General features: G+C 69.8%; 24 protein-coding genes. 10 read left to right on the forward strand and 14 right to left on the reverse strand.

Annotation, left to right across the window (positions count from 1 at the left end; translation table 11 throughout):
- The 3 genes from ACIA73_RS03450 (at position 1) to ACIA73_RS03460 (ending at position 3,281) form a co-directional block, all read left to right on the forward strand.
- On the forward strand, positions 1-1,005 hold the full coding sequence (locus tag ACIA73_RS03450; protein ID WP_399436550.1) for a HEAT repeat domain-containing protein: 1,005 nt from the start codon (positions 1-3) through the stop codon (positions 1,003-1,005).
- A gap of 252 nt (positions 1,006-1,257) precedes the next feature.
- Positions 1,258-1,902 carry a TetR/AcrR family transcriptional regulator gene (locus ACIA73_RS03455; RefSeq protein ID WP_399436551.1) on the forward strand — a complete coding sequence of 215 codons (645 nt, stop codon included), beginning with the start codon at positions 1,258-1,260 and terminating at the stop codon, positions 1,900-1,902.
- Complete coding sequence (locus ACIA73_RS03460; protein ID WP_399436552.1) at positions 1,899-3,281, forward strand: phenylacetate--CoA ligase family protein; 1,383 nt, start codon at positions 1,899-1,901, stop codon at positions 3,279-3,281. The genes ACIA73_RS03455 and ACIA73_RS03460 overlap by 4 nt, the downstream gene beginning before the upstream one ends.
- On the opposite strand, the gene ACIA73_RS03465 is transcribed toward ACIA73_RS03460, so the two are convergent.
- The 4 genes from ACIA73_RS03465 to ACIA73_RS03480 all read right to left on the reverse strand — a co-directional run bounded on the left by ACIA73_RS03465 (position 3,265) and on the right by ACIA73_RS03480 (position 7,746).
- The gene (locus tag ACIA73_RS03465) at positions 3,265-3,639 is read right to left on the reverse strand and encodes a hypothetical protein (RefSeq protein ID WP_399436554.1); all 375 of its coding nucleotides are present in this window, start codon (positions 3,637-3,639) and stop codon (positions 3,265-3,267) included. The two genes, ACIA73_RS03460 and ACIA73_RS03465, sit on opposite strands and share 17 nt — an antisense overlap.
- Positions 3,640-3,649: 10 nt before the next feature.
- A complete protein-coding gene (locus tag ACIA73_RS03470) occupies positions 3,650-4,801 on the reverse strand; it encodes an SMI1/KNR4 family protein (protein WP_399436555.1) in 1,152 nt (383 codons plus the stop codon).
- A 164-nt stretch (positions 4,802-4,965) separates the two neighbouring features.
- Positions 4,966-6,462 carry a hypothetical protein gene (locus tag ACIA73_RS03475; protein WP_399436556.1) on the reverse strand — a complete coding sequence of 499 codons (1,497 nt, stop codon included), beginning with the start codon at positions 6,460-6,462 and terminating at the stop codon, positions 4,966-4,968.
- 846 nt (positions 6,463-7,308) lie between these two features.
- The gene (locus ACIA73_RS03480; RefSeq protein WP_399436557.1) at positions 7,309-7,746 is read right to left on the reverse strand and encodes a MerR family transcriptional regulator; all 438 of its coding nucleotides are present in this window, start codon (positions 7,744-7,746) and stop codon (positions 7,309-7,311) included.
- A 52-nt stretch (positions 7,747-7,798) separates the two neighbouring features.
- Between ACIA73_RS03480 and ACIA73_RS03485 the strand changes: the two genes are divergently transcribed.
- Entirely contained in the window at positions 7,799-8,767 is a 969-nt protein-coding gene (locus ACIA73_RS03485; RefSeq protein WP_399436558.1) for an oxidoreductase, read from the forward strand.
- A gap of 189 nt (positions 8,768-8,956) precedes the next feature.
- On the opposite strand, the gene ACIA73_RS03490 is transcribed toward ACIA73_RS03485, so the two are convergent.
- The 4 genes from ACIA73_RS03490 to ACIA73_RS03505 form a co-directional block, all read right to left on the reverse strand.
- The gene (locus ACIA73_RS03490; protein ID WP_399436559.1) at positions 8,957-9,814 is read right to left on the reverse strand and encodes an ATP-grasp domain-containing protein; all 858 of its coding nucleotides are present in this window, start codon (positions 9,812-9,814) and stop codon (positions 8,957-8,959) included.
- A gap of 187 nt (positions 9,815-10,001) precedes the next feature.
- Positions 10,002-11,387: a ParB/RepB/Spo0J family partition protein gene (locus tag ACIA73_RS03495; protein ID WP_399436560.1), complete on the reverse strand. Its 1,386-nt coding sequence runs from the start codon at positions 11,385-11,387 to the stop codon at positions 10,002-10,004.
- Positions 11,384-12,538: a ParA family protein gene (locus tag ACIA73_RS03500; protein ID WP_399436561.1), complete on the reverse strand. Its 1,155-nt coding sequence runs from the start codon at positions 12,536-12,538 to the stop codon at positions 11,384-11,386. The genes ACIA73_RS03495 and ACIA73_RS03500 overlap by 4 nt, the downstream gene beginning before the upstream one ends.
- Positions 12,539-12,691: 153 nt before the next feature.
- Complete coding sequence (locus ACIA73_RS03505; RefSeq protein WP_399436562.1) at positions 12,692-13,327, reverse strand: LysE/ArgO family amino acid transporter; 636 nt, start codon at positions 13,325-13,327, stop codon at positions 12,692-12,694.
- A gap of 69 nt (positions 13,328-13,396) precedes the next feature.
- Between ACIA73_RS03505 and ACIA73_RS03510 the strand changes: the two genes are divergently transcribed.
- Complete coding sequence (locus ACIA73_RS03510; protein WP_399436563.1) at positions 13,397-14,407, forward strand: LysR family transcriptional regulator ArgP; 1,011 nt, start codon at positions 13,397-13,399, stop codon at positions 14,405-14,407.
- Between the two features lie 53 nt (positions 14,408-14,460).
- Here the strand turns inward: ACIA73_RS03510 and ACIA73_RS03515 are convergent, their stop codons facing one another.
- Both ACIA73_RS03515 and ACIA73_RS03520 read right to left on the reverse strand, forming a co-directional pair.
- Positions 14,461-14,901, reverse strand: coding sequence for a protein-tyrosine phosphatase family protein (locus ACIA73_RS03515; protein WP_399436564.1), 441 nt, complete (start codon positions 14,899-14,901; stop codon positions 14,461-14,463).
- A gap of 87 nt (positions 14,902-14,988) precedes the next feature.
- Positions 14,989-15,495, reverse strand: a complete 507-nt coding sequence (locus ACIA73_RS03520; RefSeq protein WP_399436565.1) for an ATP-binding protein — start codon at positions 15,493-15,495, stop codon at positions 14,989-14,991.
- 423 nt (positions 15,496-15,918) lie between these two features.
- Here ACIA73_RS03520 and ACIA73_RS03525 point away from each other — a divergent pair, with 423 nt between their 5' ends.
- From ACIA73_RS03525 to ACIA73_RS03540, 4 genes are all read left to right on the forward strand, one after another.
- A complete protein-coding gene (locus ACIA73_RS03525) occupies positions 15,919-16,683 on the forward strand; it encodes a hypothetical protein (RefSeq protein WP_399436566.1) in 765 nt (254 codons plus the stop codon).
- An 809-nt stretch (positions 16,684-17,492) separates the two neighbouring features.
- Complete coding sequence (locus tag ACIA73_RS03530; protein ID WP_399436567.1) at positions 17,493-18,632, forward strand: bifunctional DNA primase/polymerase; 1,140 nt, start codon at positions 17,493-17,495, stop codon at positions 18,630-18,632.
- Entirely contained in the window at positions 18,629-20,284 is a 1,656-nt protein-coding gene (locus tag ACIA73_RS03535) for a phage/plasmid primase, P4 family (protein ID WP_399436568.1), read from the forward strand. Before ACIA73_RS03530 ends, ACIA73_RS03535 begins: the two co-directional genes overlap by 4 nt.
- Positions 20,285-20,441: 157 nt before the next feature.
- Positions 20,442-20,825 (forward strand): DUF6009 family protein, encoded by a 384-nt coding sequence (locus ACIA73_RS03540; RefSeq protein WP_185035767.1) that lies wholly within the window; start codon positions 20,442-20,444, stop codon positions 20,823-20,825.
- 114 nt (positions 20,826-20,939) lie between these two features.
- On the opposite strand, the gene helR is transcribed toward ACIA73_RS03540, so the two are convergent.
- Both helR and ACIA73_RS03550 read right to left on the reverse strand, forming a co-directional pair.
- The gene (gene helR / locus ACIA73_RS03545) at positions 20,940-23,210 is read right to left on the reverse strand and encodes an RNA polymerase recycling motor ATPase HelR (protein ID WP_399436569.1); all 2,271 of its coding nucleotides are present in this window, start codon (positions 23,208-23,210) and stop codon (positions 20,940-20,942) included.
- Between the two features lie 256 nt (positions 23,211-23,466).
- Positions 23,467-24,087 carry a TetR/AcrR family transcriptional regulator gene (locus tag ACIA73_RS03550; protein WP_399436570.1) on the reverse strand — a complete coding sequence of 207 codons (621 nt, stop codon included), beginning with the start codon at positions 24,085-24,087 and terminating at the stop codon, positions 23,467-23,469.
- Positions 24,088-24,164: 77 nt separating this feature from the next.
- On the opposite strand from ACIA73_RS03550, the gene ACIA73_RS03555 reads away from it, so the two are divergent.
- Complete coding sequence (locus ACIA73_RS03555) at positions 24,165-24,977, forward strand: alpha/beta fold hydrolase (RefSeq protein ID WP_399436571.1); 813 nt, start codon at positions 24,165-24,167, stop codon at positions 24,975-24,977.
- Positions 24,978-25,063: 86 nt separating this feature from the next.
- Here ACIA73_RS03555 and ACIA73_RS03560 read toward each other — a convergent pair whose 3' ends face one another.
- Both ACIA73_RS03560 and ACIA73_RS03565 read right to left on the reverse strand, forming a co-directional pair.
- Positions 25,064-25,633, reverse strand: a complete 570-nt coding sequence (locus ACIA73_RS03560; protein WP_399436572.1) for a DinB family protein — start codon at positions 25,631-25,633, stop codon at positions 25,064-25,066.
- Positions 25,634-25,691: 58 nt separating this feature from the next.
- A complete protein-coding gene (locus tag ACIA73_RS03565) occupies positions 25,692-26,156 on the reverse strand; it encodes a nuclear transport factor 2 family protein (protein ID WP_399436573.1) in 465 nt (154 codons plus the stop codon).
- Positions 26,157-26,298: the final 142 nt, after the last annotated feature.

Here is a 26,298-nt window from a genome sequence, read left to right on the forward strand (position 1 = left end):
GTGTTGATCGGTGAGGTGGCACGACGCTCGGGGGTCAGTGCCCGCATGCTCCGGCACTACGAGTCGCTCGGGCTGGTGCGGCCTTCGGGCCGTACCGGCTCCGGCTACCGGGAGTACTCCGGGCAGGACATCCGGCGGATCTTCCACATCGAGAGCCTGCGGTCACTGGGACTGTCGCTGCGCGAGATCGGACGCGCCCTCGACGATCCCGGCTTCACGCCCTCGACGCTCGTCGACGACCTCATCCGCAGGACGCGTGAACGCATCGCCGCAGAGAGCGAGTTGCTCACCCGGCTGCACCGTATCGACGCCGCGGAACCCACCGGCTGGGAGGGCGTCCTCCAGAGCATCGCCCTGCTCCAGGCCCTGGGGTCGAAGAGCGCGGACGCCCGCCAGCGTGCGGCACTGTCCACGGCAGACGAGGTTCCGGCCCCGGTGGAGGCACTCGCCGAGGCGGCACTGAGCGAAACGGACCCGATCGTCGCCGGGGCCCTCCGCTGGGCCCTGGCCCGATCGGGCGACCAAGCGCCACCCCTGCTGGCCAAGGGCCTCGACTCACCGGTGGCCGCGGTACGCAAACGCGCCATCCAGTCCCTCGCCGAACTGCCCGACGACGAAGCCACCACCCACCTGCGAGATGCCCTCGCGCACTCCGACGCCGAGGTCCGCGCCCATGCGGCACTGGCCCTCGGCACACGCGGAGAAACCGCCGCGATCCCCACCCTCATCGAAATGATCGTGGCCGGCAAGAACGACACCGACGCAGCCGACGCATTGGGCCTCCTCGCCACCGACCCCACCACAGCGGATCACCTCACCACCACCCTCCTCAACCACCTCACACACGCCACCACCCCTCCCCCCGCCCGCGGCCGCCTGACCCAGTCGCTGGCAGGCATCCCGGGAACCCGGGCCTCCACCGTCCTCACCGATCTGTCGCACGACCCGGACCGCGCCGTCGCGCTGACCGCGACGTACCTCCTCCAACTACGTTTGCGCGGCTGACGGGACCTCAAAAAGCCACAGGAGCCCGCCTGACGGCCTCCCGTCGCATCTTGCCCCCCATCACACCAGGGCCATGGAGTTCGGGCCCTGGCGACCCCATTCTGTGGGCCACTTTTTGCAACACTTTGTAGAGAATTCCCGTTTCGCTCCTTCTGATCCTTCCCTGCTCCCTGCTCCCTCGACCTTGAGTCTCTGGACTCCGGATTCTGGACTCTGGATTGAATACGGTACAGCGCTGTATTGTATTGACCCATGACAACCGACCCCAGCGATCGCACCTCCGGCCCTCCGCCCTCCCTACCCCGCTCCCCCGGCCGCCCTCGCAGCCGCGAAGCCGATGAGGCGATTCTCTCGGCGGCACTCGACCTGCTGATCGAGCGAGGAATCGGCTGGACCAGCATCGAGCAGATCGCGCGCCGGGCCGGAGTCACCCGGGCCACCGTGTACCGCCGCTTCCCGAATCTGACAGAGCTTCTGGTACGGGCGGTTGAGTGGGAGTTCCGGGACGCGGATCCGCGCTCGCTCAACTGGCCCGACATCGACGCCATGGTCACCGACTGGGCCGACCAACTCAGCCGGCCCCGGTCCCGGCAACTGATCCGCCGCCTGTACGGGACCCTCGACGACCTCCCCGAGCTGCTGCTCGCATACGACACCGCCCACGGCAGCCACCGCGGTATCGCGGTCCGCCGCACCCTCGAACGCGCCCGCGCCACCGGACAGCTTCCGCCCGACAGCGACCCCACGCTCCTCCAACAGGTGCTCAGCGGCGTGGCCTTGCAGCACCTGGCCGGACACCCCGACACCACGAGCGCCGCGGACATCAAGGCGTACTTCCTCGCGGTCCTCCAGCTGACGGGCCTTACCGGAGCCACGGTGAAGGACATCGCCCCATGACACAGCACCGATCCCCCTTCATGCCCTGGCTCGCCCGCGACATCCGGCAGGCCCGCAAACAGGGCCCCGATGCTCTCGCCTCGCGCCAACGCGCCCGCTTAGCCGACGCCGTGGCCAGGGCCCGCACTCACTCCCCCTACTACCGCGAGCTCTACCGCGACCTGCCCCGCCGGGTCGACGCCCCGGCCCTCCTCCCGGTCACCGACAAGCCGCAGCTGATGGCCCGCTTTGACGACTGGGCAACCGACCGGGAGATCACCTACGACCGGATCAACGCCTTCGTCGACGATCCGGACCTGATCGGACAGCCCTTCCTGGGCAAGTACATGGTCGCCACCACCTCCGGGACCAGCGGTCGGCGCGGCCTGTTCGTGCTCGACGACCGGTACATGGAAGTCGGTTCGGCACTCACCTCCCAGGCACTCACCACCTGGCTGGGCCCCACCGGCATCCTCCGAACCGTCGCCCACGGCGGGCGCTTCGCCCAACTGATCGCTGCAGACGGGCACTACGCGGGCTACTCCGGCTACCGCCGGGCAATGCGCGAGGGCGGCTGGCGCAGCAAGATCCTGCGCGCGTTCTCCGTACACACTCCGATGCCCGAACTGGTCGCGCAGCTCAACGCGTTCCGCCCCTCGATCGTCATCGGCTACGCCAGCACGGTCATGCTTCTCACCGCCGAGCGGGAGGCGGGCCGCCTGCGGATCGCCCCGACACTGATCCAGCCCGCGGGCGAGACGATGACCGCCGCGGACACCGACCGGATCGGCGCCGCGTTCGGCACCACGGTCCGCACGGTGTACGCGGCGACCGAGTGCACCTATCTCAGCCACAGCTGCACGGAGGGCTGGTACCACGTCAACAGCGACTGGGTCGTGGTGGAACCGGTGGACGCGGACCACCGGCCGACCCCACCCGGCGAGTACTCGCACAGCGTCCTGGTCACCAACCTGGCCAACCGGGTCCAGCCATTTCTCCGTTACGACCTCGGCGACAGCGTCCTCCAACGTCCCGACCACTGCCCCTGCGGCAGCCCGCTGACCGCGATCCGGGTGCGGGGGCGCGCGGGCGACATCCTGACCTTCCCCACCACGCCCGGCGAGCAGGTCCGGCTCAGCCCGCTCGCCTTCAGCACCCTTTTCGACCGCACACCCGGCGTGGAGCTCTTCCAGATCGAGCAAACGGCACCCACCGTGCTGCGGGTACGGCTGCGTGTGGCCGACGGCGCCGACCCGGAGACCGTCTGGCAGGCCGTACAAAGGGAGTTGACGCTGTTGTCCGCGGACAACAAACTCGGCCACCTCACCCTCGAACGTGCCCCGGAACCTCCGCTACAGGCACCCGGCGGCAAGTACCGCACGGTCATCCCCCTCGCCTGAACAGGCGGCCCCGCACAGCCAGGCGGCGGACCCGCCGACCCAGCGACATCCGCCGCCCCACTCCCGCACGGGCCCCCGGCCGTCGCGGTCCGCCGCCCTCCCCCGTACCCGGCCCCGCATCGGGCTGCCAGTGCCCGTCGGGCGACAGAATCGGCGCCTTACGGTCCGTCTGCGCGCGGATCTCGTGGTGGGACTCGTGCGCCGTCACCCGGAACGCTTCGTCGTACGCGGCCAACGCGGACTGCACCCCGGAGCCCGCCAACCCGCGCCGCCGAACGTAGCGGGCCAGCCATGCGAACCCACCGACAGCGAGGGCCAGACCCACGGTGCAGAGGAAGAACGGCAGCAACTGCGTCATGACGGGCAGACTACGTGCCGGCCTCCACGCCAGTCACCGCCTCCTCCGCTTCGTCGTCGGCAAAGGATTCGAACTGGGCATGGTCGAAGGGGTCCTTGACCTTGCCGAGGCTGGGGAAGCCCTCGTGGGCGAAGCGACCGCGGAACCATTCGAGCAGGGTGTCGGCCAGGGGCAACGGCAGTGGCGGGCCCTGGTCGGAGTGGCGGGGGTGGACAATCAGCGGCCAGTCGTCGGGACTGTCACCCACGGTCAGCCAGCAGAGCGCGTCGCCGTCGATGGTGTCGCCGAAAGGCAGGATCCCACCCGGCTCCGGCCACACGGCCAAAGGGTAGTACTCCGGGTGGCCGTCCCTGAGCGAGCGATAGACATCGCATCCCCATCTGGCGTGCTCGGCCAGTCCCAAGCGGTCCGCGCTCAGCGGCGTCCCGAGGTTGAGCCAACCCGCCCAGGTCCCGCCACCGTACTGCCGCATCAGCTCCGTGTACGCCGTGGGGAGACGCGTCCCGAGCCGCTCGTACAGCCACTCCCAGGTCTGCTCCCCCAGCTCCGGCTTGGGTGGGGCCGGGACGAGAGCGGTCAGCGCTGCCAGCCCGCTGCCCTCGGTAAGCGCCGCACGCTGCTGCGGGGTGGGCTTCGGCCGTGGCGGCGGAGGTGTCCAGGGCCCCGGAACCAGGTCGGTGAGGAAGGCTGTGCGAGACGCGGTGGCGGGCATGCCCTGGCGTACCAGGCCGGCCAGGAAGGGAAGGAGGGGTGTGGTGGTGCGTTGCCACGGGTCACCACCCCGGTTTGCCACATCCTGATCGTGGCCGACGACCGGCCAGGCGTCGGGGTCGTCGGAGACCGTCGTGTCCCAGTAGAGGACGTCGCTGGTCCGGGTCGCTCCCCAGGGCAGCCAGCCGTCCGGCGCGTGCCCCTGCTCCTGCTTCAGCCAACCCGCGTAGTCGAACCGCCCCTCCTGGGCGCACGGTATGTGCAGCCAGAGGTGCCGTCCGAGGTCCAACGGCCCGAACGCGGAGGCGATCGCCTTGTAGTCGGCGGGCAGCCGCAGCCCGAGCCACGACTCAACGGTGTCCCAGTCGACGGGCACGGGATCGGCGCCGGTCAGGGCGAAAAGATTCGCGAAGGCGGCTGCGCTGTCAGCAGCACGGGGTTCCCATGGCATGTCCGATGTCATGTCCGGTTTCATGAACGGGAGCCTCGCACACGACACTGACACCCTCCCGCCCCAGAGATGCGCTGCCCGCCCGGGAAATGTGTTGTCCGCGGACAACAAACTCCCCCGCCCTAAAGCACTTTGACCGCATTCAGCACCCCGACCGCACGCTCTCATCCGGGTCGTCGAGCAGCCGTACCGCCGCGGCAGCCGTGAGCCGTGGGTCCTCCGCAGCCCGGTGACGCACCTCCTCGTCGAGGTCCCGGCTGAACCGTTCGGCCAGTCAGGTGCTGGGCACGGGCCACGCTCCTACGGATCGCGGGCTGCGGGGATCTCGCCAGGCGTCGCACGGCGGCGAAGTCGCCATGGAGGGCGGTCACCCAGCCCAGCGCCCGGCGTTGGATACGCGGGTCGAGTTCGAGCGGAATGGTTGCCCTCCGCTCTTCGGTGAACACGGGGCTCACCGCTGCCTCCGCACGTACCTGCGCGTCCGCGTCCGCGGACAACATCCCGACGAGAGCGGGCAGCAGATGCGGATTGCGCGCGAGCGCCCGACGCATGGACGGGTCCTCGTGAACCGCAAGGTGAGCCGCGAGGTCGTGCTCCAGACGGCAGGTCTCCGCAGCGACGGTACCGAGCTCCTGCCCGTCGAACACGGCGCGCGACAACGGGTGCTCGCGGTGATGCATCAGGAGTGCCTGGATCCGCGGCCCCGCGGCAGTGTCGGTGAGCAGCTTCCGCCGCACGGGCTCGGCAAGTCGGGGCCACCCCCGGCCACAAGCCTCCGCCCGTACCGAAGCTTCCGGGTCCGAGCACAACGTTTCCAGGAGCCGGGCGGGCACCCCGTGGAGACGCGCGGCCTCCGCTCTGACCTCGCTGTCAGGGTCGGAGCAGAGTCGCGCATAGGTGGCCTCGGTGAGGGCCACTCCCCTATCGGCCGCGATAGAGCTGCACAACCACCGATCCTGTGCAGTGGCCGACTCGTCGAGGAGAATGCGCTCCCACTGCTCGACGGTGATGTTCGGCTGGACCTCCACGAGTGGGTGCCGCACCTTGCGACTGGGGTGCGTGAGCCCTGCCTCGACCACTGCGGTCGGCAGGGGGCGCCAGAAGTGGAAGCGGGCGGCACCCCGCTCCCCCGGACTCTCCCTGACCGCGGCCTCCGCAGCCGCTTGCTGCCGCGCCGAGATCCCCTCAACAAGGATCAGCCAGGTCTCGTACTCCTCAGCCGTGGCCCCCAACAGCACCTCACCGTCCAGGGACAACGTCACGAACTCCGGCCGCCCTGCGCGCTCCCCCAGCACCCCGGCAAGATCCCACTCTTCCGAGGCCAGACGCACCCGGGTCCACTCCCCCGCCCCGGGCTCGCCCCCATTCCCCGGCACATGGATCAGGAAGTCGCCCTCACCCCGTTCGTCGAGAATCCCGTGCTCCACGGCAAGGCGGTACCACTGCGCATTGAGCTCATCGACCTGGTCCGCCCGATCCTCCGACACGGCCACCGTCGGCTCGGTCGAACCTGCGACCATCGGCCGCCATGCCACCCGCGGAGGCAGCACGTTCTCCCTTCGCTGCTCCCCCACCAACTCCAGCCCGGCACACCGCAGCAGCTCCCCCAGGCCGGCTCGCCCGCCACCCAACCCCTCTGCCATCCCCGTCATCCCCGTCATGGCAGTTCATCCTGCCCGAACCCTCGGGCGCTCCGAGGCCCGGCGCTCCTACGGATGTGTTGTCCGCGGACAACACATTGCAGGCGGATGGACCGCCGCCGCTCCCCTGCGATGTGCCCCATCTGTTGTCCGCGGACAACACATCCGAGGCGGACAGCCCGACCCGTTCCCCCTGCCGTGGACCCCATCTGTTGTCCGCGGACAACACATCCGAGGCTGCTGGACCGACTCCGCTCCCTCTGCCACGGGTCCCGTTTGTTGTCCGCGGACAACAACTGAGGCGTCTGTGTATCCGGGGCTCTGCACCGGGTATTCGCGGCAAGTACGGCTGGGACAGCGACCGCTGCCTCTCCCGAGCAAGGATCGGAGTGCGGATGTCGGTCGACCTGATGGGTTTCCTCGGGGTGGTGCTGGTGGCCTACCTGGTACCGGGACCGGATTTTCTGGTGGTCCTGAGAGCGGCAGCCGTACGTCCCTCACAGGGACGGGCCGCAGCTCTGAGCGCGCAATCGGGGCTATGCGTGCACATGGTCGCCGCCGCCATCGGCCTGTCCGTCGTCGCCACCCGCTCCCCTGCCGTCTACCAAGGCATCAAAACTGTGCGGCGCCGCCTACCTCGTCTATCTGGGGCTCCGAGCAGTCCTCGCCGCACGACGCAAACATGCCGCCGAGACCAAAGCAACGCGTCGACCGACCCCGGACCCGATGTGTTGTCCGCGGACAACACATCCTCAACCTCGACCTCCGCTCCGACCTTCCGGTGTTGTCCGCGGACAACACATCCTGGGTTCATGAGAGTCCCCGGTGTTGTCCGCGGACAACACTTTCCTTCCCTCCCTGCCGACCTCACTGCGGAGGCATCGGCGCCCAGACTCCGGCGGCCGTCCCCTCCCGCACGTGCTGCTCATAGGCCGTGACCTTGTTGTGGATGACTTCGAGGCTTGCCGTCAGGTCAGTGATCTTGTCGCGCACAGTCCGCTCGTGCTCCTGGAGCAGAGCGAGGCGGTCCGGTTCGTTGCCCGGGCCGGAGCGGACAAGCTCGGCGAAGCGTTGGATCGTCGCGATCGGCATGCCCGAGTCGCGGAGCCGACAACACAGGACGAGCCAGTCCACGTCCGACTGTGCATAGAGCCGCTGGCCCCCGCCGGTGCGCGGAATCTCGCGGAGAAGCAGTCCTTCGCGCTCGAAGAATCGGAGGGCATGAACCCCGAGTCCGGTCATCTCGGCGACCTTGCCGATCGACAGCCCACCGTCCTGCGCCGGCGCCTTCACGTTCTTGATCATGGCAGGACCCTACCTTGACCTCGCTTGCACTCTAGGTTTTAGCGTGATCAACATGACCACCCCACAGCACAAACCCGGTATCGGCTTCAGTGCCCGCAGCACTGCCGACGACGTACTCGCCGGCCACGATCTGACCGGTAGGACCGCTCTGGTCACGGGCGGCTCTTCAGGGATCGGACTGGAAACGTCCCGCGCGCTCGCCCGAGCCGGAGCTCACCTGGTGGTGCCCGCACGCCGCGCGGACGCGGCCAGAGCCGCACTCGACGGCGTCCCCCGGGCCGAGGTCCACCCTCTCGATCTCACGGACCTCGACAGCGTCCGGATGTTCACCGAACGCTTCCTGGATACAGGCCGCACCCTCGATGTGCTCATCAACAACGCGGGCGTCATGGCCTGCCCCGAAACCTGCGTGGGCCCCTCCGGCTGGGAAGCCCACTTCGCCCTGAACCACCTCGGCCACTTCGCACTCACCCACCGCCTCCGCCCCGCGTTCGCCACGGGCGGGACTCGGGTGGTGACCCTCTCCTCCTCCGGACACTTCCTCTCCGGCATCCGCTGGGACGACATCCACTTCCGCACCGGCTACGACAGGTGGCTCGCCTACGCCCAGTCCAAGACCGCCAATGCGCTCTTCGCCCTGCACCTCGACACCGTCGGGGCCGACCAGAACATCCGCGCTTTCGCCGTCCACCCGGGCAGCATCCTCACCCCGTTGCAGCGCCACATCCCACGCGAGGAATGGCGTGCCCAGGGCTGGGTCGCCGACGACGGCACCCCCGCCGCCGGATTCAAGACGCCGGAGCAAGGGGCGGCCACGACAGTCTGGGCAGCGACCTCGCCTCAGCTCGACCGCAGAGGCGGCGGCAGAGGAGGCACCTACTGCCAGGACTGTGATCTCGCCGAACCGGCCACGACCGACGACTTGCTCCGGGGCGGCATCAAGCCCTGGGCCTCCGACCCCGATGCAGCGGCCCGGCTCTGGGAACTCTCCAGCGAACTGACCGGCCTCAGCGCCTTCTGACAGTTCTCGCAGCAGCTCCCGAAGCGGGTCCGACTCCCCCGTGCTGTCGGCCGTGTTGTCCGCGGACAACACATCCCGGAAGACTCAAGGCGAGGCTCGCGTGTTGTCCGCGGACAACAAAATCTGACTGCGCCAGGATTCACGCATTCGCTGTTGGCCGTGTTGTCCGCGGACAACAACTCCACGCGGCTACCGGATGAACCCGTGTTTGTTGTCCGCGGACAACACATTCCCGGTCTGTGTACGACCCTCGGTGTTGTCCGCGGACAACACATCCTGGGTTGCTGAGATGGGAGTGGGGGAGGGGGAGCGGAGGAAGGCGCGGTCCCGGGGGGCGATGGTGTGGTCCGGGGCTGCCGCGCGGAGGAGGACGTCCAGGGCGCGCTGGGGATCGGAGGTGTACATACCGCTGGCCCAGGCCGCGTTGGCCTCAATGACGGCCCATTGGCCTTCGGTCCTGCCCACGTCCACGACGATCGCCGTAGGAAGGGTCTCACCGCATTCAGCGAGGAGGTCCGTGGCGAAGGCTGTCGCGTCCTCGCTGAGCGGGCCCAGGCTCAGTCGGCCGTTCTCTGCGTAACGGCTGCCGGTGTGGACCGTTCCGTCGAGCAGGTAGAGACGGTACTCGGCGGAGAACTCCACCATGTCGCTGACCAGAACCGTGGTCGTGGCGTCCACCTGGTCCGGGCCGGGCAGGCGCGAGCCGTCGGTGTAGACCATGGCCCGGATCTGTTTGTCATTGGGCGACTTGATGAAGGCAGGGCGACGCAGCGCGTAGGCCTCGCGGATCGGCATGGAAACGATCTCGCGCCCGGTCCAAGTCCGGGGGAGTTGTGCCAACCAGTCCTCGGGAGCCTGGAGCAGTCCGATGCCGAGAGCTGGTGCCGCCACATCAGCGAAGGCAGGCCCAGCATGAAGATGACCGGCCCGCAAGTCGGCGGGCACGGCGAAGGTGGTGAGCTGAACCGTGGCCAGGCCGCGCGCCTGCGCGGTGTCGCGCATGGCCCGGGCGGAGTCGGTGAGCCTGGGCGGAAGTACGAGCGTCATACCGTGCTCACTCACCATCCTGCGGGGTGCCGCCGTGTGAACGGACGTCTGGTCGCGGGCTGCGCTGAGGCGTTGTTCATCGGGCCAGTATCACGTGGGCCCTGGCATGCCGAAGGGGCGCGTCCCGGTCTCGGCCGGAAGCGCGCCCCTTCGGGGTCAGCGGTGTGCGCAGCTCACCTCGGGGAACTCACATCTGCGCGTGCAATTCCTCGATCAGCGCGCCCAGTTCGGTGCCTCCCAGGCCCGCTGCGATGGTGCGGGCCTGTTCCTTCGGCGTGGCACCGAGGCGGCGTACGAGACTGCGGGCGGCCACGGCATCGACCCCCGCGGCGGGACGGCGGGAGCCCGAGTTGTTGTCCGCGGACAACAACTCGGCTTCGTCCTCGGATTGTTCCGCGACCTTCAGCGGCGGGACGGCCACCGGAACCCGCGCCACGGCGGGAATGAGCACCGGCTCAGGCGCAGGCTCCGCAGCCGCAGGGGACGGGTCCGCGACGGCTGGCGAAGCAGGTGTGGCTGCCGGTACGGATTCCGGAGTGCGCGGGGCCGGAGCCGGAGCCGGGGGAGTCTCCCGCGCGGCAGGAACCGCAGCGGCCGGGGCAGGCTCCGGTGCGGGCTTCTGCACGGCTGCCTCCTGTACGGCGGCCTCCTGTACGGCGGCCTCCCGCGCGGCTTCCGTCTCCGGCTGCCCGGCACGAGCGTTGTTGTCCGCGGACAACAACTCCGTGCCCTTGTCGGCCCCGCTCTCGTCGGCCCCGCCTGCGGCTTCCTCGGCCGCCTGCCGCTGCCGAGCCTGCTCGGCCAGTGCCTTGGTCTCCTCGCGGAGCCGGGACTCCCTGCCCCGGTACTCCTTGAGGAAGCCGAGCAGCTCCCGGGTGTTCATCCCCGGCTGATCCTTCAGATGCCGGGCAAGCATGCGCCCGTCGCGCTCCGAGAGGGTGCCCGCGCTGAGCATCATCTGGAGCCCCTCGGGGAGGTCGAGCAGGGAGAGCTGGTTGGTGACCCAGGAACGGTCGCGGCCCAGTCGCTTGGCCGCCCGCGCCCGGGCACCGGTCGCCGATTCCTCGCTGCACACCAGCACCAACTGCTGGACGCCCCGGGCACGCTCGACGACATCGAAGTCCTCGCGCTCCAGGTTCTCCTTCAGTAGATGGTCTATGAACGCCTCGCGGGACTCGGCCAGATCGTCCCGGACCACGAAGTCCAGGGACTCCAGACCGACGTGCGAGGCGCAGCGGTACCGCCGCTCGCCGTTGATCAGGACGTACTGCGCGTCCCCGATCTGCGACTCGTGCTGCGGCCACACCTTGAGGTAGGCGGCGCGCGAGATGGCGACGCAGGCGGCGAGCTGAGTGGTCCTCAGTTCCTCGCCGAAGCGGGTCATTTCCTCTTCCGAGCCGAAGTTGCGGCGCGGGTTGAGGGGAGTGGGTGCCACCTCTTCGAGGCGGATACGGGAGAGCTCGTATGCCGGGACGTCGCCCTGGACGAGGGCCTTGGCCCGTCCACGGGCGCTTCGGCCGCGCGGTACGCCGCCGAAGGAGGAGCCGGTGCCGAGCCGGTCGGCGACGCTCATGAGGTGATCCTCCGTGCGATGGTGCGCATGATCTCGGACTGTTCGCAGTCCGGGGCGTAGGTGAGCAGGGGCTGCTTCAGGCGGACCGCCTCACGCTGCTCCTTGCGTTCGGGCATGATGCCGATGACCGGCGGGTCGCCGATCGCCTTCCAGCTGTCCAGCGACGAGGTGGCGATGTAGCCCTTGCGGCTGTCGTACATGTTGACGATGAAGCCGAGCATGGTGATCTCGACCTCCATGTCCGCCGTCAGGTCCTGAATCTGGTCGTAGAGCATGTCGTACGCGTCGGCGGAGGAGTCCTCCGCGAGGACCGGCACGAAGACGCCGGAGGTCTCCGGCTCGTCCTCCTCCCGGGTACGGCAGTAGTAGAGCGCGGTGTCCATGGAGTAGCCGAGGCTGGGCGGGCAGTCGACCACGATGTAGTCGAAGTCCTTCTCCAGCGGTTCCATGGCCTTCTCCAGGGCGGTCTCCTTGACCCGTACGAAGCGGCTGGTGGCCAGCTTCGCGTCGAGGAGGAAGGCGTCCTTGCACGCGGGCAGCAGGAACAGCCGGCCCGCGAAGCCGTTGTCCTCTATCGAGACGAGCAGCTCACGCAGCTCACCCTTGGCCTCGCCGAGCATGTGCTTGGCCAGGCTCGGCTCCTCGATGTCGAAGAGCTGGTAACCGAGTTGCTTGGTGAGGTGGCCCTGCGGGTCGAAGTCGATGAGCAGCACCCGGTTTCCCGCCTCGGCGAGCGCCTGGGCGACACCGGAGGAGGTGGCGGTCTTGCCGACGCCGCCCTTCTGGTTGCCGAAGATGATGCGGCGCGCGCCGCTGCGGCGGGCGGCCCGGCGGGGGGAGGGGTGCGCGCCGAGCCAGTAGCGGATCGCCTGCGCGAGGCCCTGGTTGAACGGGAGGCCACGCTCCTTGCAGTCGTCCTTGAACTCCCCGTACAGACCGGCGGGAAGGTACGTCGAGAAGGAGCTGCCGCCGGTGGTGTCGACGACGGGCTGCTCGGACTTGTCCGAGCGCCACGCCTGGACGCCTTCGGTGACGGCATCCTTGATGTCGACGCCCAACTCGGCTGCTCTGACTTTGAGTTCCTGGCGCAGTGAGGCCGGAAGCTTCGCTACTACCTTTTCCCGGTCGTCCGGGGCGTATGGGACGGTCATGCGGTTACCTTACTCACCTCCGTGGGGGTTTTGGTGACATTGAGGGAGAGAAAGTGCCGCGTGTCGGGTGAGAGCGGAGCCAATTGACGGTTCGTGAGGGACGAAGAGCCGCCAGTCCTACGCTCCCAGGTACGCCCTCAAGTACGCACCCACCTACGCTCCCACCAGCAGCATTCCGCCCATCGTCACCATCGTGGCCGCCACCACCGCGTCCAGCACCCGCCACGCCCCGGGCCGCGCCAGCACTCCGCTCAGCAGTCGCGCCCCGTACCCCAATGTGGTGAACCAGATCAGGCTCGCCAGGATCGCGCCGCCGCCGAACGCCCAGCGCAGAGAACCCTGGTCGGCGGCCACGGAGCCGACCAGCAGCACCGTGTCCAGGTAGACGTGCGGGTTGAGCCAGGTCATCGCCAGGCAGGTCAGTACGGCCGCGCGAGCGGATCCGGTGGCCTTGCCACCCTCGGTGGTGAGGGCCGCGTCGGGGGAGGGGCGCAGTACCCGCCGGGCGGCCAGCAGCCCGTAACCGATCAGGAAGCAGCCGCCCGCGATGCCGACCGCCGTCAGCGCGGCAGGCCAGGCGGTGACGACCGCGCCCACGCCCGCCACCCCGAGCCCGATCAGTACGGCGTCGGACAGCGCGCAGATGGCGACCACCGCGAGCACCGCGTGCCGGTGCGCTCCCTGGCGCAGTACGAAGGCGTTCTGTGCGCCGATGGCGACGATCAAAGAGAGTCCGGTGCCGAAGCCGGCCAGGGCGGCCGCGATGATGCCCGAGGTGCTGTGTGTCATGTCTACGACGCTAGAGAACGGGCTGCCTTCAGTACAGCTAAAGATTCTTACGTACCCTTAGCGTTTGTGATGGACGAACTTCCCCTGGACCAGGTGTACACGCTGCTCGCCGTCGTCGACGAGGGCACCTTCGACGCCGCCGCTGCCGCCCTGCATGTGACTCCCTCCGCCGTCAGCCAGCGCATCAAGGCCTTGGAGAAGCGCACCGGGCGGGTACTGCTGATGCGGACGAAACCGGTGCGGCCGACGGAATCGGGGCAGGTCGTGGCGCGTTTCGCCCGTCAGCTCGCCCTGCTGGAGCGGGACGCGCGGACCGAGCTCGGGCTGCCCGGCGACGAGGCCGAGGGGGGAGCGGCAGGGGAAGCGAAGCGTCCGGTTCCGGCGCGGCTGGCCATCGCGGTGAACGCCGACTCCCTCGCCACCTGGTTCCTGCCCGCCCTCACCCGGGTACCCCAGGACCCGCCCGTCTGCTTCGAGCTGTACCGCGAGGACGAGGCGCACACCACCGCACTGTTGCGTGAGGGACAGGTGATGGCTGCGGTTACCTCATCGCCCGACCCGGTGGCCGGCTGCACCGTACGGGCGCTCGGACTGACCCGCTATCTGCCGGTGGCCAACCCGGAGTTCGAGTCCCGGCATCTGGAGAAGGGCCGCCTCGTCGACCGGCTGCGCGAGGCGCCGGTGATCGTTTTCGACCGCAGGGACGAGATCCAGGACGGTTTCGTACGGTCCCTGGCCGCCGACACCGCCGTTGGCACCGGCGGCGACAACGGCAGTACGGCAGCACACAGCGCGACGGTGCCAGGCGCGACGGCCCCGGGCGCAAGCGCCGCCCGGCACTACGTCCCCACCTCCGAGGGCTTCTGCGACGCGATCGTCGCGGGGCTCGGCTGGGGCCTCGTGCCGGAGCCGCAGGCCGTGCCACTGCTGCGCGCAGGGGCGCTGTCACTGCTCGCGACCGACCGCACCGTGGACGTACCCCTGTTCTGGCAGCAGTGGAAGCTGGACTCGCCCGCACTGGCGGCGGTCGCGAGTGCGGTTGCCGCGACGGCGGCGGAGCAGCTGATCCCACCGCGCTGATCCCCCGCGCTGGGCACAACCTACGGGCCGGCCCCACCACTCAACCCCACCACTCAGCCCCCGAACCCCCGCACATACCGCGCCTGCCAAGGCGTCTCCACCGCCCGCCGGTCGTAGTTCTCCCGTACGAACGCCACCGCCTCCTCAGGCGCCACACCGTCCAGCACCGCGAGGCACGCCAGCGCGGTACCCGTCCGGCCCCGCCCGCCGTGGCAGGCCACCTCGACCCGCTCCTCGCCCGCGCGCCCCCACACCTCGGTCAGCAACGTCCGCGCCTGCGCCCGGTCACCGGGCAGCCTGAAGTCGGGCCAGCGCAGCCACCGGGACTCCCAGGGCACCTCGGGCGGCTGTTTGCCGAGCAGGTACAGGGCGTACGTCGGCGGCGGCCCCGACGGGAGCGGATCACGCAGCCCACGGCCACGCACCAGACGCCCCGAGGGCAGACGCAGCACTCCGGCGGCAGTGGACTCCCAGGGGGCACTCAGGTCACTCATGTGCCCCACGATAGGCGTCGCCGTAGCCGCGGGGGAGCCTCAAATCCGTTATCCGGAAAGGGTTTTCAGCGATCCCACGCGCCACCTCTACCTCGCCAGGACCGCCCGTACCGTCTTGCCCCGCATCACCCGCCCCCGGGGCTGCACCGCCCCCCGGCCGCGCCCGACGCTCTGCCCCGGCCGAACCGTCACCTCGTCGGCGAGCAGTTCCACCAGGTGCCAGCCGAAGCCGCCCCCGCCGTCGGACAGGTCGGGGGTGCGGGCCTGGGGGCGTACGGTGCTGCGGTCGCCGACGCAGACGGTGAGGGTCTCCGGGGACGCGGAGAGCGCGAGGGTGTAGCGGCCGCCGCCGTGACGTACGGCGTTGGTGACGAGTTCGGAGACGACCAGCACCAGGGATTCGGCCGTGTCCGGGGCCGGAGCGGGGGAGAGGCTCTCGGCGAAGGCCCGCGCCGCCTTGCGGGCGCGAAGGACTCCGGCGGCTCCCCTGCCCCGGACGGTTCCGACGAGGGACTCTTCGGTGGTGCTCGGTACGCGGCCCGGCCGGGGGGCCGGCTGCTTGGTCCTCTGCTTGGTCAGCTGCTTGCTGGTCATGCGCGTACGCCCCAATCCATGATCGGTTGTACCGCCCTGAGGCAGGCGTATGCCCGATGCATCGGCTTTCAGACGCCTCTGGGCCATTGCGGATGCGAAATTCAGCTCGTACGAGTGACGGAGGGCCGGGCAAGCGCGGGGGACCGAACAAGGACCGTACAGCCGCAGGAACGAGCGCTGTTCGGCCGAAGCGGAACCACCAACACCCAATTCTGGTGGGACAAAAGCCCTAAAATTACACATCTTCCGGTCCACCGGATGCTCTTATCAGACACGGTCCCAGCACGGCAGGTAATTGAGTTTTCCGGTCCTTCAGTCCCTCCGTCCCTCTTCGGTCCCTCCGGCCAGGTCCCGTTTGCAGTCGGGGAAGGTGAACCGGAGTGGGTGGTGCGAGGGACTGGCCGTGCCGCCGATCCTGGACAGATGGATTCGATCGAACTCACGAGCCGTGAACCGCGGCCCCCGTCGGAGCACTACGGCCGGCTCCGGGTCCACCGCGACCTCGCACCCGCACAGTGGCTCGTCGACGCGTACCCCGATGACACGCTCTTCGGGAAGGTCGCCGGGATGTGTACGCCGGGCTTTCCCGCGTATGCCCGGGTCCTCCACCCGGCGGCGCTGGACGACCACCCGGTTCGCTGGGACGAGGTGGCCCGCAAGGACCCGGCGGGCGTCAGGAAGGTCGACGGCGAGACCCTCTGGCACGAACTCGTCGGCGCCGACGACGAAGCCCCGTACATCCAGGAGCAGGCCGGACTGCCCGGGGTCTGGGACGAGATGGCCTGGGAGGGCGTCACACCGGCTCCTGTCGCCCGTCTGCTGGCCGCTGTGCTCTCCGGGCACACAGAGACTCCCGAGCGGTGCTGGTACGGCCTGTGGGACGGCTACGGGACGTACGACTGGGACAACCGGGTGCCCACCTTCCCCACCCCGCACCGCGACCACATCCTGCTCGGCGGGGCCCTGAACGAGGTCTCGTCGCCGTCGGAACCCGGCTGGCAGGGACGCGGCACCGGGTACATCGAGCTGCCCGAGCTGTGGTGGCCCGAGGACCACAGCTGGTGCGTCGGCTCGGACACGGACCTGAAGAGCACCTACGTCGGTTCCTCACGGGCCTGCGTTGCCGCGCTCCTTGCCGCACCCGGACTGGAGGTCCATCCGGTGGATCCCATGGCCCGGGTCGGGTGACCCGCGAAGGGCGGCGAGGGGCGGGGCAGCACTCGACACGACGGGTCAGGGACTGAAGAGGGACCGAAGGGACCGGCCAGAACAGTTGCCCGAGAAGCGGGTGGGTGTGCCCTTCCGTAGCCACTTCCGTGTTGGCTCCGGGGCGGAGGGACTGGACTGAGCGTTTCGGTCCCTCGTTTCAGTCCCTCGATAAAAGCCCAGGTCAGAGCAGTAAGAATGATGATGATCAAGGGACTGAGGGACTGAAGGGACTCAACTTTGCAGTATCCATCCCAATTGTGTGCGTGCGTGTATGCGGACGCGTGTAGTAACCAGGTATATCTCTGGAGCGCTGATAACTGGGATTTTCAGTCCCTTCAGTCCCTTTCAGACCCTGTTCAGGCCAGGCGCACCCCGTTTGACCTGCGGGTTTACCGAGGGACTAAAACGCAGGGACTGAACGGCCCAGAGGTCCCTTTTTTCGTCCCTCGGCTCCGTATGGCGGAACGCTCGTGCACCCGTACGATCCGGACCGGCCCCGGACCCGGCCGCGCCCCGCAGGACCGCCGTGACGCGCGGGGCTGCCTCCGCGCGGAAAAAAGACCGCTCGCCCGCCGACGGCCCAAAGGGACTCAAGGGACTGAAGAACTGATACAACGGCAGTTCCCCGCGGAGATTGCCGACCCTTGCGCTAGGCTCAGGACCTCATAGGAAAGTTCAGTCCCTTCAGTCCCTCCTACAGGCACCAACAGGGCGCTGACCAGGACGTTTGCTGGTAGGGACTGGACGTACCAGAACGCACGACCTCTGAACCCGACAAGGACGACCGCGTGCCGCGCCACGGTGAGACCAGTAGCCCCGCCCCGTCAGGGGCCCTGCGGGCGCACGCCGTTGCACGCTGGTGCGCGGGCAACGGCTGGCCGGTGCACCCGCTGGCGCCCGGCCGGAAGACCCCGGCCGCCAACTGCACCGCCTGCCGGGAAGCGGTCCGCTGCCCGCAGGACTGCCCGTGCATCGGGGCCGGCCGCTGGTGTCACGGGTTCCGGGCCGCCACCACCGAGCAGGCCAGGATCGACGACTGGTGGGGGAGCCACCCGGCGATGGGCGTCGGTGTCGCCTGCGGCCCCGCGGACCTGGTCGTCCTCGACGTCGACGCGCACAGTGCCGAGGTCCCCGACCGGGCCCGGCTGCTGCCCGGGATCCAGATCCACCCGAAGGTCGACCTGACCGGGCTCGCCTCCGGGTTCGACACGCTCGCCCTGCTGGCCGCGTACCGGAAGCAGCCCGACCCGGCAGGGGACGCCACCACGCTGCGCGTACGCACCCCTTCGGGAGGCCTGCACATCTGGTACCGCAACACCCGCCCCGCCACCCGCTTCCGCTCCTCCACCGGGTCGAGCCCCAAGGTCGCCCTCGCCTGGCAGGTCGACATCCGGGCCGACAACGGCTACATCGTCGCGCCCACCAACCGCACGCTCCAGGGCAGTTACGTGGCCGTGGGCGAGACCCGCCTGCCCGCACCGCTGCCCGACTGGCTTGCCGACGAGCTGGTCCGCACCGGGCACGCGATCCAGGACCAGGCGGTCGCTCCCGCCACCCCCACCGACCCCGAGAAGCCACCGAAAGCCTCAGACGCCCCGTCAGGCGCCTTTGCCGTGCCGACCCCCCGGGGTCGCCCCCGACGCGCCCCGAGGGCCGCAGAACGCCTTCTGGAGCCTCTCCTGGCCGAGGCCGCGGCCTGCGCGTCCGTCCCGGAGGGCGCGAGCTTCACCGAGAAGCTCAACCGGGCCGCGTACACGGCGGGAGGCCTGGTGGCCGGCGGTCACCTCGCCGACCACGTCGTACGCGAACTCCTGGCGCAGGCAGCCCGGGCGGCACGCCCGCACCAGCCGCAGCGCAACACCACGATCATCGAATCCGCCCTTGCCGCAGGTGCCACCCGACCGCTTCACCCCCAAGGACGCCCATGAGCAGCGCCGAGAGCACGAGCTTCGACGCCACTGCCGCCGCTCAGCAGATGCTCGAATTCCCGGTCGCCGACCCGGATACGGACACTGCGGGCACCGGCACGGCATTCCCCGCCCAGCAGGTCACCGGGCCCGGACAGCCCCCCGGGCAGCAGCCCGCAGCCCCCGGGGCGCTCGCCGTCAACGAGCCGTACAACGACGACCTCGGCATGCTCCCGAGCATGCTCACCGACCGGGGCAACGCCAAGCTGTTCGCGCAGCTCTTCGGCGACCAGTTCCGCCATGTCGAGGGACTCGGCTGGTACTCCTGGGACCAGTACCGGTGGAAGCGCACCGGCGGTGAGAAGGCCGCGCTGTGGGCCGCCGGGGACATGGCCGAGCAGATGCCCGCGCAGGACCCGCGCGGCTTCTTCAGCGACCGCGAGCTGTACGCGCACCGCAAGCGCACCATGTCGACCCCGGGCATGAAAGCCCTGCTCACGCAGGCGAAGGCGTCCCCGGCGCTGACCCTGGACCCGGACGTCCTGGACGGTGACGCATACGCGCTGTGCACCCCCGAGGGCGTCGTCGACCTGCACACCGGCGACATGCGCAAGCCCAGCCCGATCACCGACCGGCACTCCCGGGCCACCAGCGTGGCACCCGAGAACATGCCGACACCGCGCTGGCACAAGTTCCTCCGCGACACCTTCGGCCACGACGAGAAGGGCCAGGAGACCATCGGGTTCCTGCACCTGCTGCTGGGCTACTCGATCACCGGGGACGTCGGCGCGCAGGTGCTGCCGTTCCTCTTCGGCGCGGGCGCCAACGGCAAGTCCGTACTCCTCGACGTGATGATCCAGATCCTGGGCGACTACGCGGACGCGGCGCCGCCCGGCTTCCTGATGGAGAAGGGCAAGTTCTCCGAGCACTCCACCGAGCTCACCGAACTCCACGGTCGCCGGATCATGGTCTGCTCCGAGCTCAAGCCCAATGACAAGTTCGACGAGTCCCGCGTCAAGCTGCTCACCGGCGGCGACCGGATCAAGGCCCGCCGGATGCGCCAGGACTACTTCTCGTTCGCGCCCACCCACAAGCTGTGGCTGCTCGGCAACCACCGCCCGGAGGTCGGCACCGGCGGGCACGCCTTCTGGCGGCGCATCCGGCTGATTCCCTTCGAACGTGTCGTCCCCAACAAACACAAGATCGACAACCTGGCCTTCGAGCTCGTACGGGACGAGGGCCCCGGAATCCTCCATTGGCTCATCGAAGGTGCGATGAACTATTTGGAGACCCGGGACCCGCTCACCGGTCCGGATTCCGTACGCATGGCCACCGAAGCGTACGAATCCACCGAGGACCACATCGGGCGTTTCCTCAAGGAGTGCTGCGTCAAGAGCCCACCCTCCGCGAACGGCCACGACCGCTCCTCGGACCTCCGGGTGGAGCAGGGCGTGCTGTACGCGGAGTACGGCACCTGGTGCAGCGCCAGTGAGGGAATCAGGCCTGCGACCTCGCGTTCCTTCGCCAGCCGCATCCGCCAGGAGCTCGGGCTCGCCTCGCCCAACGACATGATGAAATCCAGCGGCAAGAAGTACTACCCGGGGCTGGGCCTGCTCGCCGACGAGGACGAGCACGGCGTCCCGGTCCCTTCGAACGCCCCGGTAATCACATGACGCCCATGCGTGCACTGTGCCGCAACAGCGGGCAGCCTTACGATGGGTACCGGGCTTTCGGGCACGCGCACCGACGGGGCCCGACAACAGGACCCGGCCAGGGGCCAGAATTCAAGGGCCCGTGCGTGGCCGGAAACAACGAGGAGGGGCTTCAGCCATGAGCTCGCTACTGAACGAGAGCGATCTCGCCCACGAGAATGCGGTGGTGTGGCTGGAAAGCCCCGACGACCTGGACTACGTGCGCCAGGCCCTCGACAAGACCCCCCGCCGCCGCGGCAAGCCGCGCTACGCCAGGGACGGCCGTCTGGTCGGCTACACCGAGCTCGACGAGCACGCCGAGGCCGACCCCGACAGCGGTCTGCACAAGCGCCGGGTCTTCTTCCTGCTGCCGCACGACCGCGACACCGCCCCCGGCGGGTACTACGCGGAGGGCGCGCCCGGCGAGGCGGTCGACCCGCGCACCATCGACCCGCAGAAGGTCGGAGAGAAGACCCCCCGTTCGCAGCAGGGTTCGGCCGCTGCGGCCATAGCGATGCCCTGAGGCTTTTTCCGTACGGTACGGGCCCGGGCCGGCCCTTCGTACGGTACGGCCGGACGCCCCCGCCCTTTGCCCGCGCGGCCCGGGTTCCCGGGGACGGAGGCGGCGTCCGTCGCGTCAGCCCTTCAGGATCACGAGCTGCTGGGTGGCCCGGGTCATCGCCACATAGCGGTCGACGGCGCCCTCGATGCCCTCGCCGAAGTCCTCCGGATCGACGAGGACGACCAGGTCGAATTCCAGCCCCTTCGACAGCCCCGGCGTCAGCGACCGGACCCGGGAGGTCTCCGGTGACGGCGCCCGGAACGTCTCCAGGAACGACGGGGCGCCGATCACGCACGCCACGCCGTCGTCGTGCGCGGCCAGCCAGCCGGTGAGGACCGCGTCCAGTTCCCCGACGGAACCGTGCACGACGGGCAGGCCGCTGCTGCGGATCGAAGCCGGCACGTTGGCGTCCGGGAGCGCGGCCCGGATCACCGGCTCGGCCTCCGTCATGATCTCTTCCGGCGTGCGGTAGTTGATGCCCAGCGACGCCATGGTGACCCGGTCCAGACCCACCCGTTCCAGCCGCTCCCGCCACGACTCGGTGAATCCGTGCCTGGCCTGGGCGCGGTCGCCGACGATGGTGAAACTGCGTGACGGGCAGCGCAGCAGCAGCATCTGCCACTCGGCGTCGGTCAGCTCCTGGGCCTCGTCGACGACGATGTGCGCGAATGGTCCGGCGAGGAGGTCGGGATCCGCGGTGACCAGGTCGGACTCGTCGACCAGGGTCTCCTGGAGGTCCTTGCCGCGCAGCATCGTCACCGCGCCCTCGCCGTCGTCGTCGGCTGCCAGGATGTCGCTGATGACCTCGTCCATCCGGGCCTTCTCCGCCCTGAGTCCGGCTGCCCGGCGGCGCTTGCGCACCGCCGCCTGCGGATCGCCGAGGCGCTGCCTGGCGGCGTCGAGGAGGGGCAGGTCGGACACCGTCCAGTCGTGCGGGGCATGCTTGCGCTGGAGGGTGCGTACCTCGTCGCGGGTCAGCCACGGGGCGCACATCCGCAGGTAGGCGGGTACCGACCACAGGTCGCCGACCAGGTCGGTGGCCTCCAGGAGGGGCCAGGCGTTGTTGAGGGTCGTACGGAGCTCCTTGTCGGCCCGCAGGGCGCGGCCGAACAGCTCGGCAGGCGGGGCCTCGTCGCCGTCGTCGCCGTGCCCGCCCTCGTGCTTGTCGAGGAGGATCGCGGTCAGTTCCTCCCAGACCTGCTCGCGTGCCTCGTTGTGCGGGGTGCCGGGGTCCGGGGCGCGGAACGCCTCCGCCCAGTCCGCCGGGCTCAGCCAGACCTCGCCCCACGGGGTCGACACCGCCATGCCCTCGGTGGGCGGCTCCTCGTAGAACCGCACCGCCTTCTCGATCGCCCGCACCAGGTCCGCGGACGACTTCAGCCGGGCCACCTCCGGGTCGGTCTCGGGCGTTGCCGCGGCCCCCTCCGCCACCAGGTCCTCAAGGACGCAGGTCTGCACGCCCTCCTCGCCGAGGCTCGGCAGTACGTCGGAGACATAGGCCAGGTAGGGGCGGTGCGGGCCCACGAAGAGCACGCCGCCACGGCGGTGGCCCAGGCGCGGGTCGGAGTACAGCAGGTGGGCCGAACGGTGCAGGGCGACGACGGTCTTGCCGGTGCCGGGGCCGCCGTCGACGACCAGCGCGCCCCGGGAGCTCGCGCGGATCACCGCGTCCTGGTCGGCCTGGATGGTGCCCAGGACGTCGCGCATCCGGGAGGAACGGTTGGTGCCCAGGCTGGCGATGAACGCGGACTGGTCGTCGAGAGCGGCGTGCCCCTCCAGGCCGTCGGCGGTGAAGACCTCGTCCCAGTAGTCGCCGACCCGGCCACTGGTCCAGCGGTACCTGCGGCGGCTGGCCAGCCCCATCGGGTCGGCGTGGGTGGCGGCGAAGAAGGGTTCCGCCGCGGGGGAGCGCCAGTCGATCAGCAGCCGCTGCCCCTCGTCGTCGGTGAGGCCGAGCCGTCCGATGTAGACGGGCTCGGAGCTGTCGGCGCCGACGATGCGCCCCAGGCAGAGGTCCAGCCCGAAGCGGTCGAGGGTGCGCAGCCGGGCGGTCAGCCGGTGGATCTCGATGTCGCGGTCCATGGCGTCGCGGCCCAGCCCGCCGGGGGCCCTGCGGAGGGTGTCGAGGCTGTGGGAGAGCTCTGCCTTCGACTGCTCCAGGCAGCGGGCGACGGCGGCGAAGTGCTGCTCGTCGGCGCCGATGAGGGCGGGGGAGGCCTTGGCGGAGAGGCGGCCGGGGAGGTGGAAGGCGGTGGGGGCGGCAGCGCTGGGGATGGTGTTCTCCGGGGTGGTGACGGTGGTGGTCGCGGTGGCCTCCGGGGCAGGGGCGGCGGCGGTGCTGGTCATGGGGTCCTCGGGTGGTCGCGTGGCTGAGTCCGCGGACTGATCTCAGGGGGCGGCACTTTGGGGCCGGCCCTTTGGGGGCCGGCTTGGGGAGGGCCGGCTCTTCGGGAGCCGGCCGGGCTCAGGTTGGCGATTCTGAGGCATCAGGGGGGTCTTGCGGCAAGGCCCCCCATGGGCTATAAGTTGAGAGTGGCAAAGGAGTGGGTTCTCTCCTTTGCCTTTCTTTTTTGCCCGGGGGCCCGGTCCACGTCGGGCTGTCTCAGGCGGCGCCCGGAGCGCCGGCCCCCTGGATGACCGTCCGTACCGTACGTGCGATGAAGTCGTCCTCGACGGGGGACTGGCGCAGGACGATACGCAGCCAGGCCGCGCCCGCCAGGAGGTCCATCAGGAGGGTGGGGTCGGCGTCCGGGGGGAGTTCGCCCCGGGAGAGCGCGCGAGTGAAGACCGGTTGTTCCCGGCGGAGGCGGTCGGCGAAGAACTCGCGTGCGTGCAGGGCGAGTTCGGGGGAGTGGGTGGCCGCACCGAAGACGGCGAGGGCGATGGTGGCGGCCGGCGGGGTGGTGAGCATGGTGATCAGGCTGCCGAGCAGGGCCTCCAGGTCGCCCTGGAGGGTGCCGGTGTCGGGGACGGTCAGGGTGAGCGGGGCGCCGTGGACGAGGGCGGCGCCGAGCAGGGCGCCCTTGGAGGGCCACCAGCGGTACAGGGTCGTCTTGTTGACGCCGGAACGCTCGGCGACGCCCTCGACGGTGAGTCCTTCGTATCCCTTCTCCTGGAGGAGGGAGAGGGTCGCGTCGAAGATCTCGCGGGACTTGCGGGGGGCCGCGATACGGCGGGGGGCGGCGGACAAGTCGCTTGTCGGTGGGGTCTTTTCGGGAGCCATGGAGGTGGAGGGTAGCAAGGCGAGCCCTCCGAAATGGAACGCAACGGTGCGTTGCATTTAATGTTACGGTGAGGAGCATGACGCAGCCTCAGGACTTAACTCCACTCCCGCCCCTGCCCGTTGTCTTCGTGCACGGCACCCGGGTCAGTCGCACCATGTGGCAGCCGGTGATGGAGATCGTCGGGGAGCACCGGGAGGTCGGCGCGCCCGATCTGCCGGGGCACGGAAGCCGGCGCGGGGAGCGCTTCACGATGGACGGCGCGGTCGACGCGGTCGCCGCAGCCGTCGACGAACTGGGGGGCCGGGCCCTGTTGGTGGGGCTGTCCCTCGGCGGATACGCCTCGCTGGCGGCGGCCGCGCGCCATCCCGAGCGGGTCGCCGGAGTGCTGGCCATCGGCTGTACGGCGGTGCCGCGTGGGCCGCTGGTCACCGTCTACCGGCTGATGGCCCGGCTGGCGGGAAGGTACCCGGAGGCAGGTAACCGACTAAGCGCCCGTTCCTTCCGCCGGATGCTGCCGGTACCCGCTGCGGAGGCGATGGGCGCGGGCGGTCTGTCCTGCGAGGTGGTCGCGGAGGTGGTCGAGGCCATTGTCGCCATGGACCCGCTGGCCGCGGTGGCCGCCTACCCCGGCCCGATCTGGCTGGCCAACGGCTCCACGGACCAGCTCCGCGGCGACCAGCGCGCCTTCCTCGCCGCGTGCCGAGACGGCCGGCTCACCGTCTGGCCCGGCCACGGACACCTCTCACCACTGGGGGTGCCCCGGATGCTCGCCCGGGCGGTGCGGGACGCGGCACTGATCTCTGAACGGACGGAGTGGGCTGAGCGGCCTGCCGTGGGCACGTCGGCCGGTTCGCCCGGCGTCCCGTCGCGGGACGCTTCTCCGTCCTGACAGGCTTCTCCGCCCCGGGAGGGCTCGCCCCGACGCGCGGGGCGGGCGGCGGCCGTTGTCACCGGCCGCCGCCCGCACGGTTGTCGCTACTGGCCCACTCGGCCGTCGACGCACTCGCGCAGGAGGTCCGCGTGGCCGCAGTGGCGGGCGTACTCCTCGATGCGGTGGACGAGTAGTTCACGTACCGAGATCTGGTCCTTGCCGAGGCGTACGCCCAGGTCGGGGTGGGCGGCCAGTGCGGTGTCGGTGGCGGCCTGTTCGCGTTCCAGGTTGGCGTACGCGGTGTCGACCATGCCTTGGTCGGCGACGGCGTCGAAGAAGTCGTCGTCCCGCTTGCCGTACAGCTTGGGGAGCGGGTCGGAGTCGGAGATCCAGTTGCGCCAGTCGCGTTCGTCCTCGGCGAGGTGGCGCAGGAGACCGAGCAGGGACATGGTCGACGGCGGGACCGAGCGGAGGGCCAGCTGTTGTGGGGTGAGGCCCTCGCACTTCATCAGCAGGGTCTTGCGGTAGCTGTCCAGGTAGTCCACCAGCGTCGGAAGCTCGCCGTCCGGGCTGGGGCCGCTGTTCTCGCGGGGGTCTTTGTCAGGGTCCGTCCACATGTCCGGGTAGACGGTTGCCTGGGTCCAACGCTCGGGTTGATCGCTCATGTGCCCCATGGTCGGCGGTGGGGCCCGGGCCCGCCAGTGGTTTGCGGGGAGGCCGGGCCGGCGGGCCTCACGGGGTGCAGGCTTCGGCGATGGACAGGCTGTTCTCGTAGAGGTGGTGTCGGGTGATGCGGCCGTTGCCGACGGTGAGGTGCAGGGCGAACGGGCCCTGGAAGGACTTGCCCGTCGCACGTACGGTGCCCGAGAGCTGACCCATCAGAACGGCGTCGGCACCGTCGACCAGAAAGGTGTCGAGGGTTGCGACCGAGTCCTCGGGCACGGTGTGCGCCATCAGCTCCGAGGACTGGGCGGCGCACTCGGTGCCGGTGGAGCGCGGACGGATCCACGGCACGACGGGGTTCTCGGCGAGCAGCCAGTCGACCTCGTCGGCGAAGAGCTCCACGAGCCGGTCGGTGTCCGAGGCCAGACGTGCGGTCAGGAACTCCTGCACGACGGCACGGGTGGTCTCCGGGGATACGTCGAGGGACGCTCCGGAGGCCGAAGTCGTGCTGGCGGTGGCGGGATTGGCGGACATGACGGCCTCCTGGTGGCTGACGGATGTGTTGTCCGCGGACAACAAACGGACAACAAGCGGGTTCGGCGTGCGATGCCTTGATCCTTCCGGGGGAGGAGAACGGGGTCGATTACCTCCGGGGTCATGAGCGCGCCCCGGGGCC

The sequence above is a fragment of the Streptomyces sp. NPDC051561 genome (assembly GCF_044454195.1).
Lineage (GTDB): Bacteria > Actinomycetota > Actinomycetes > Streptomycetales > Streptomycetaceae > Streptomyces.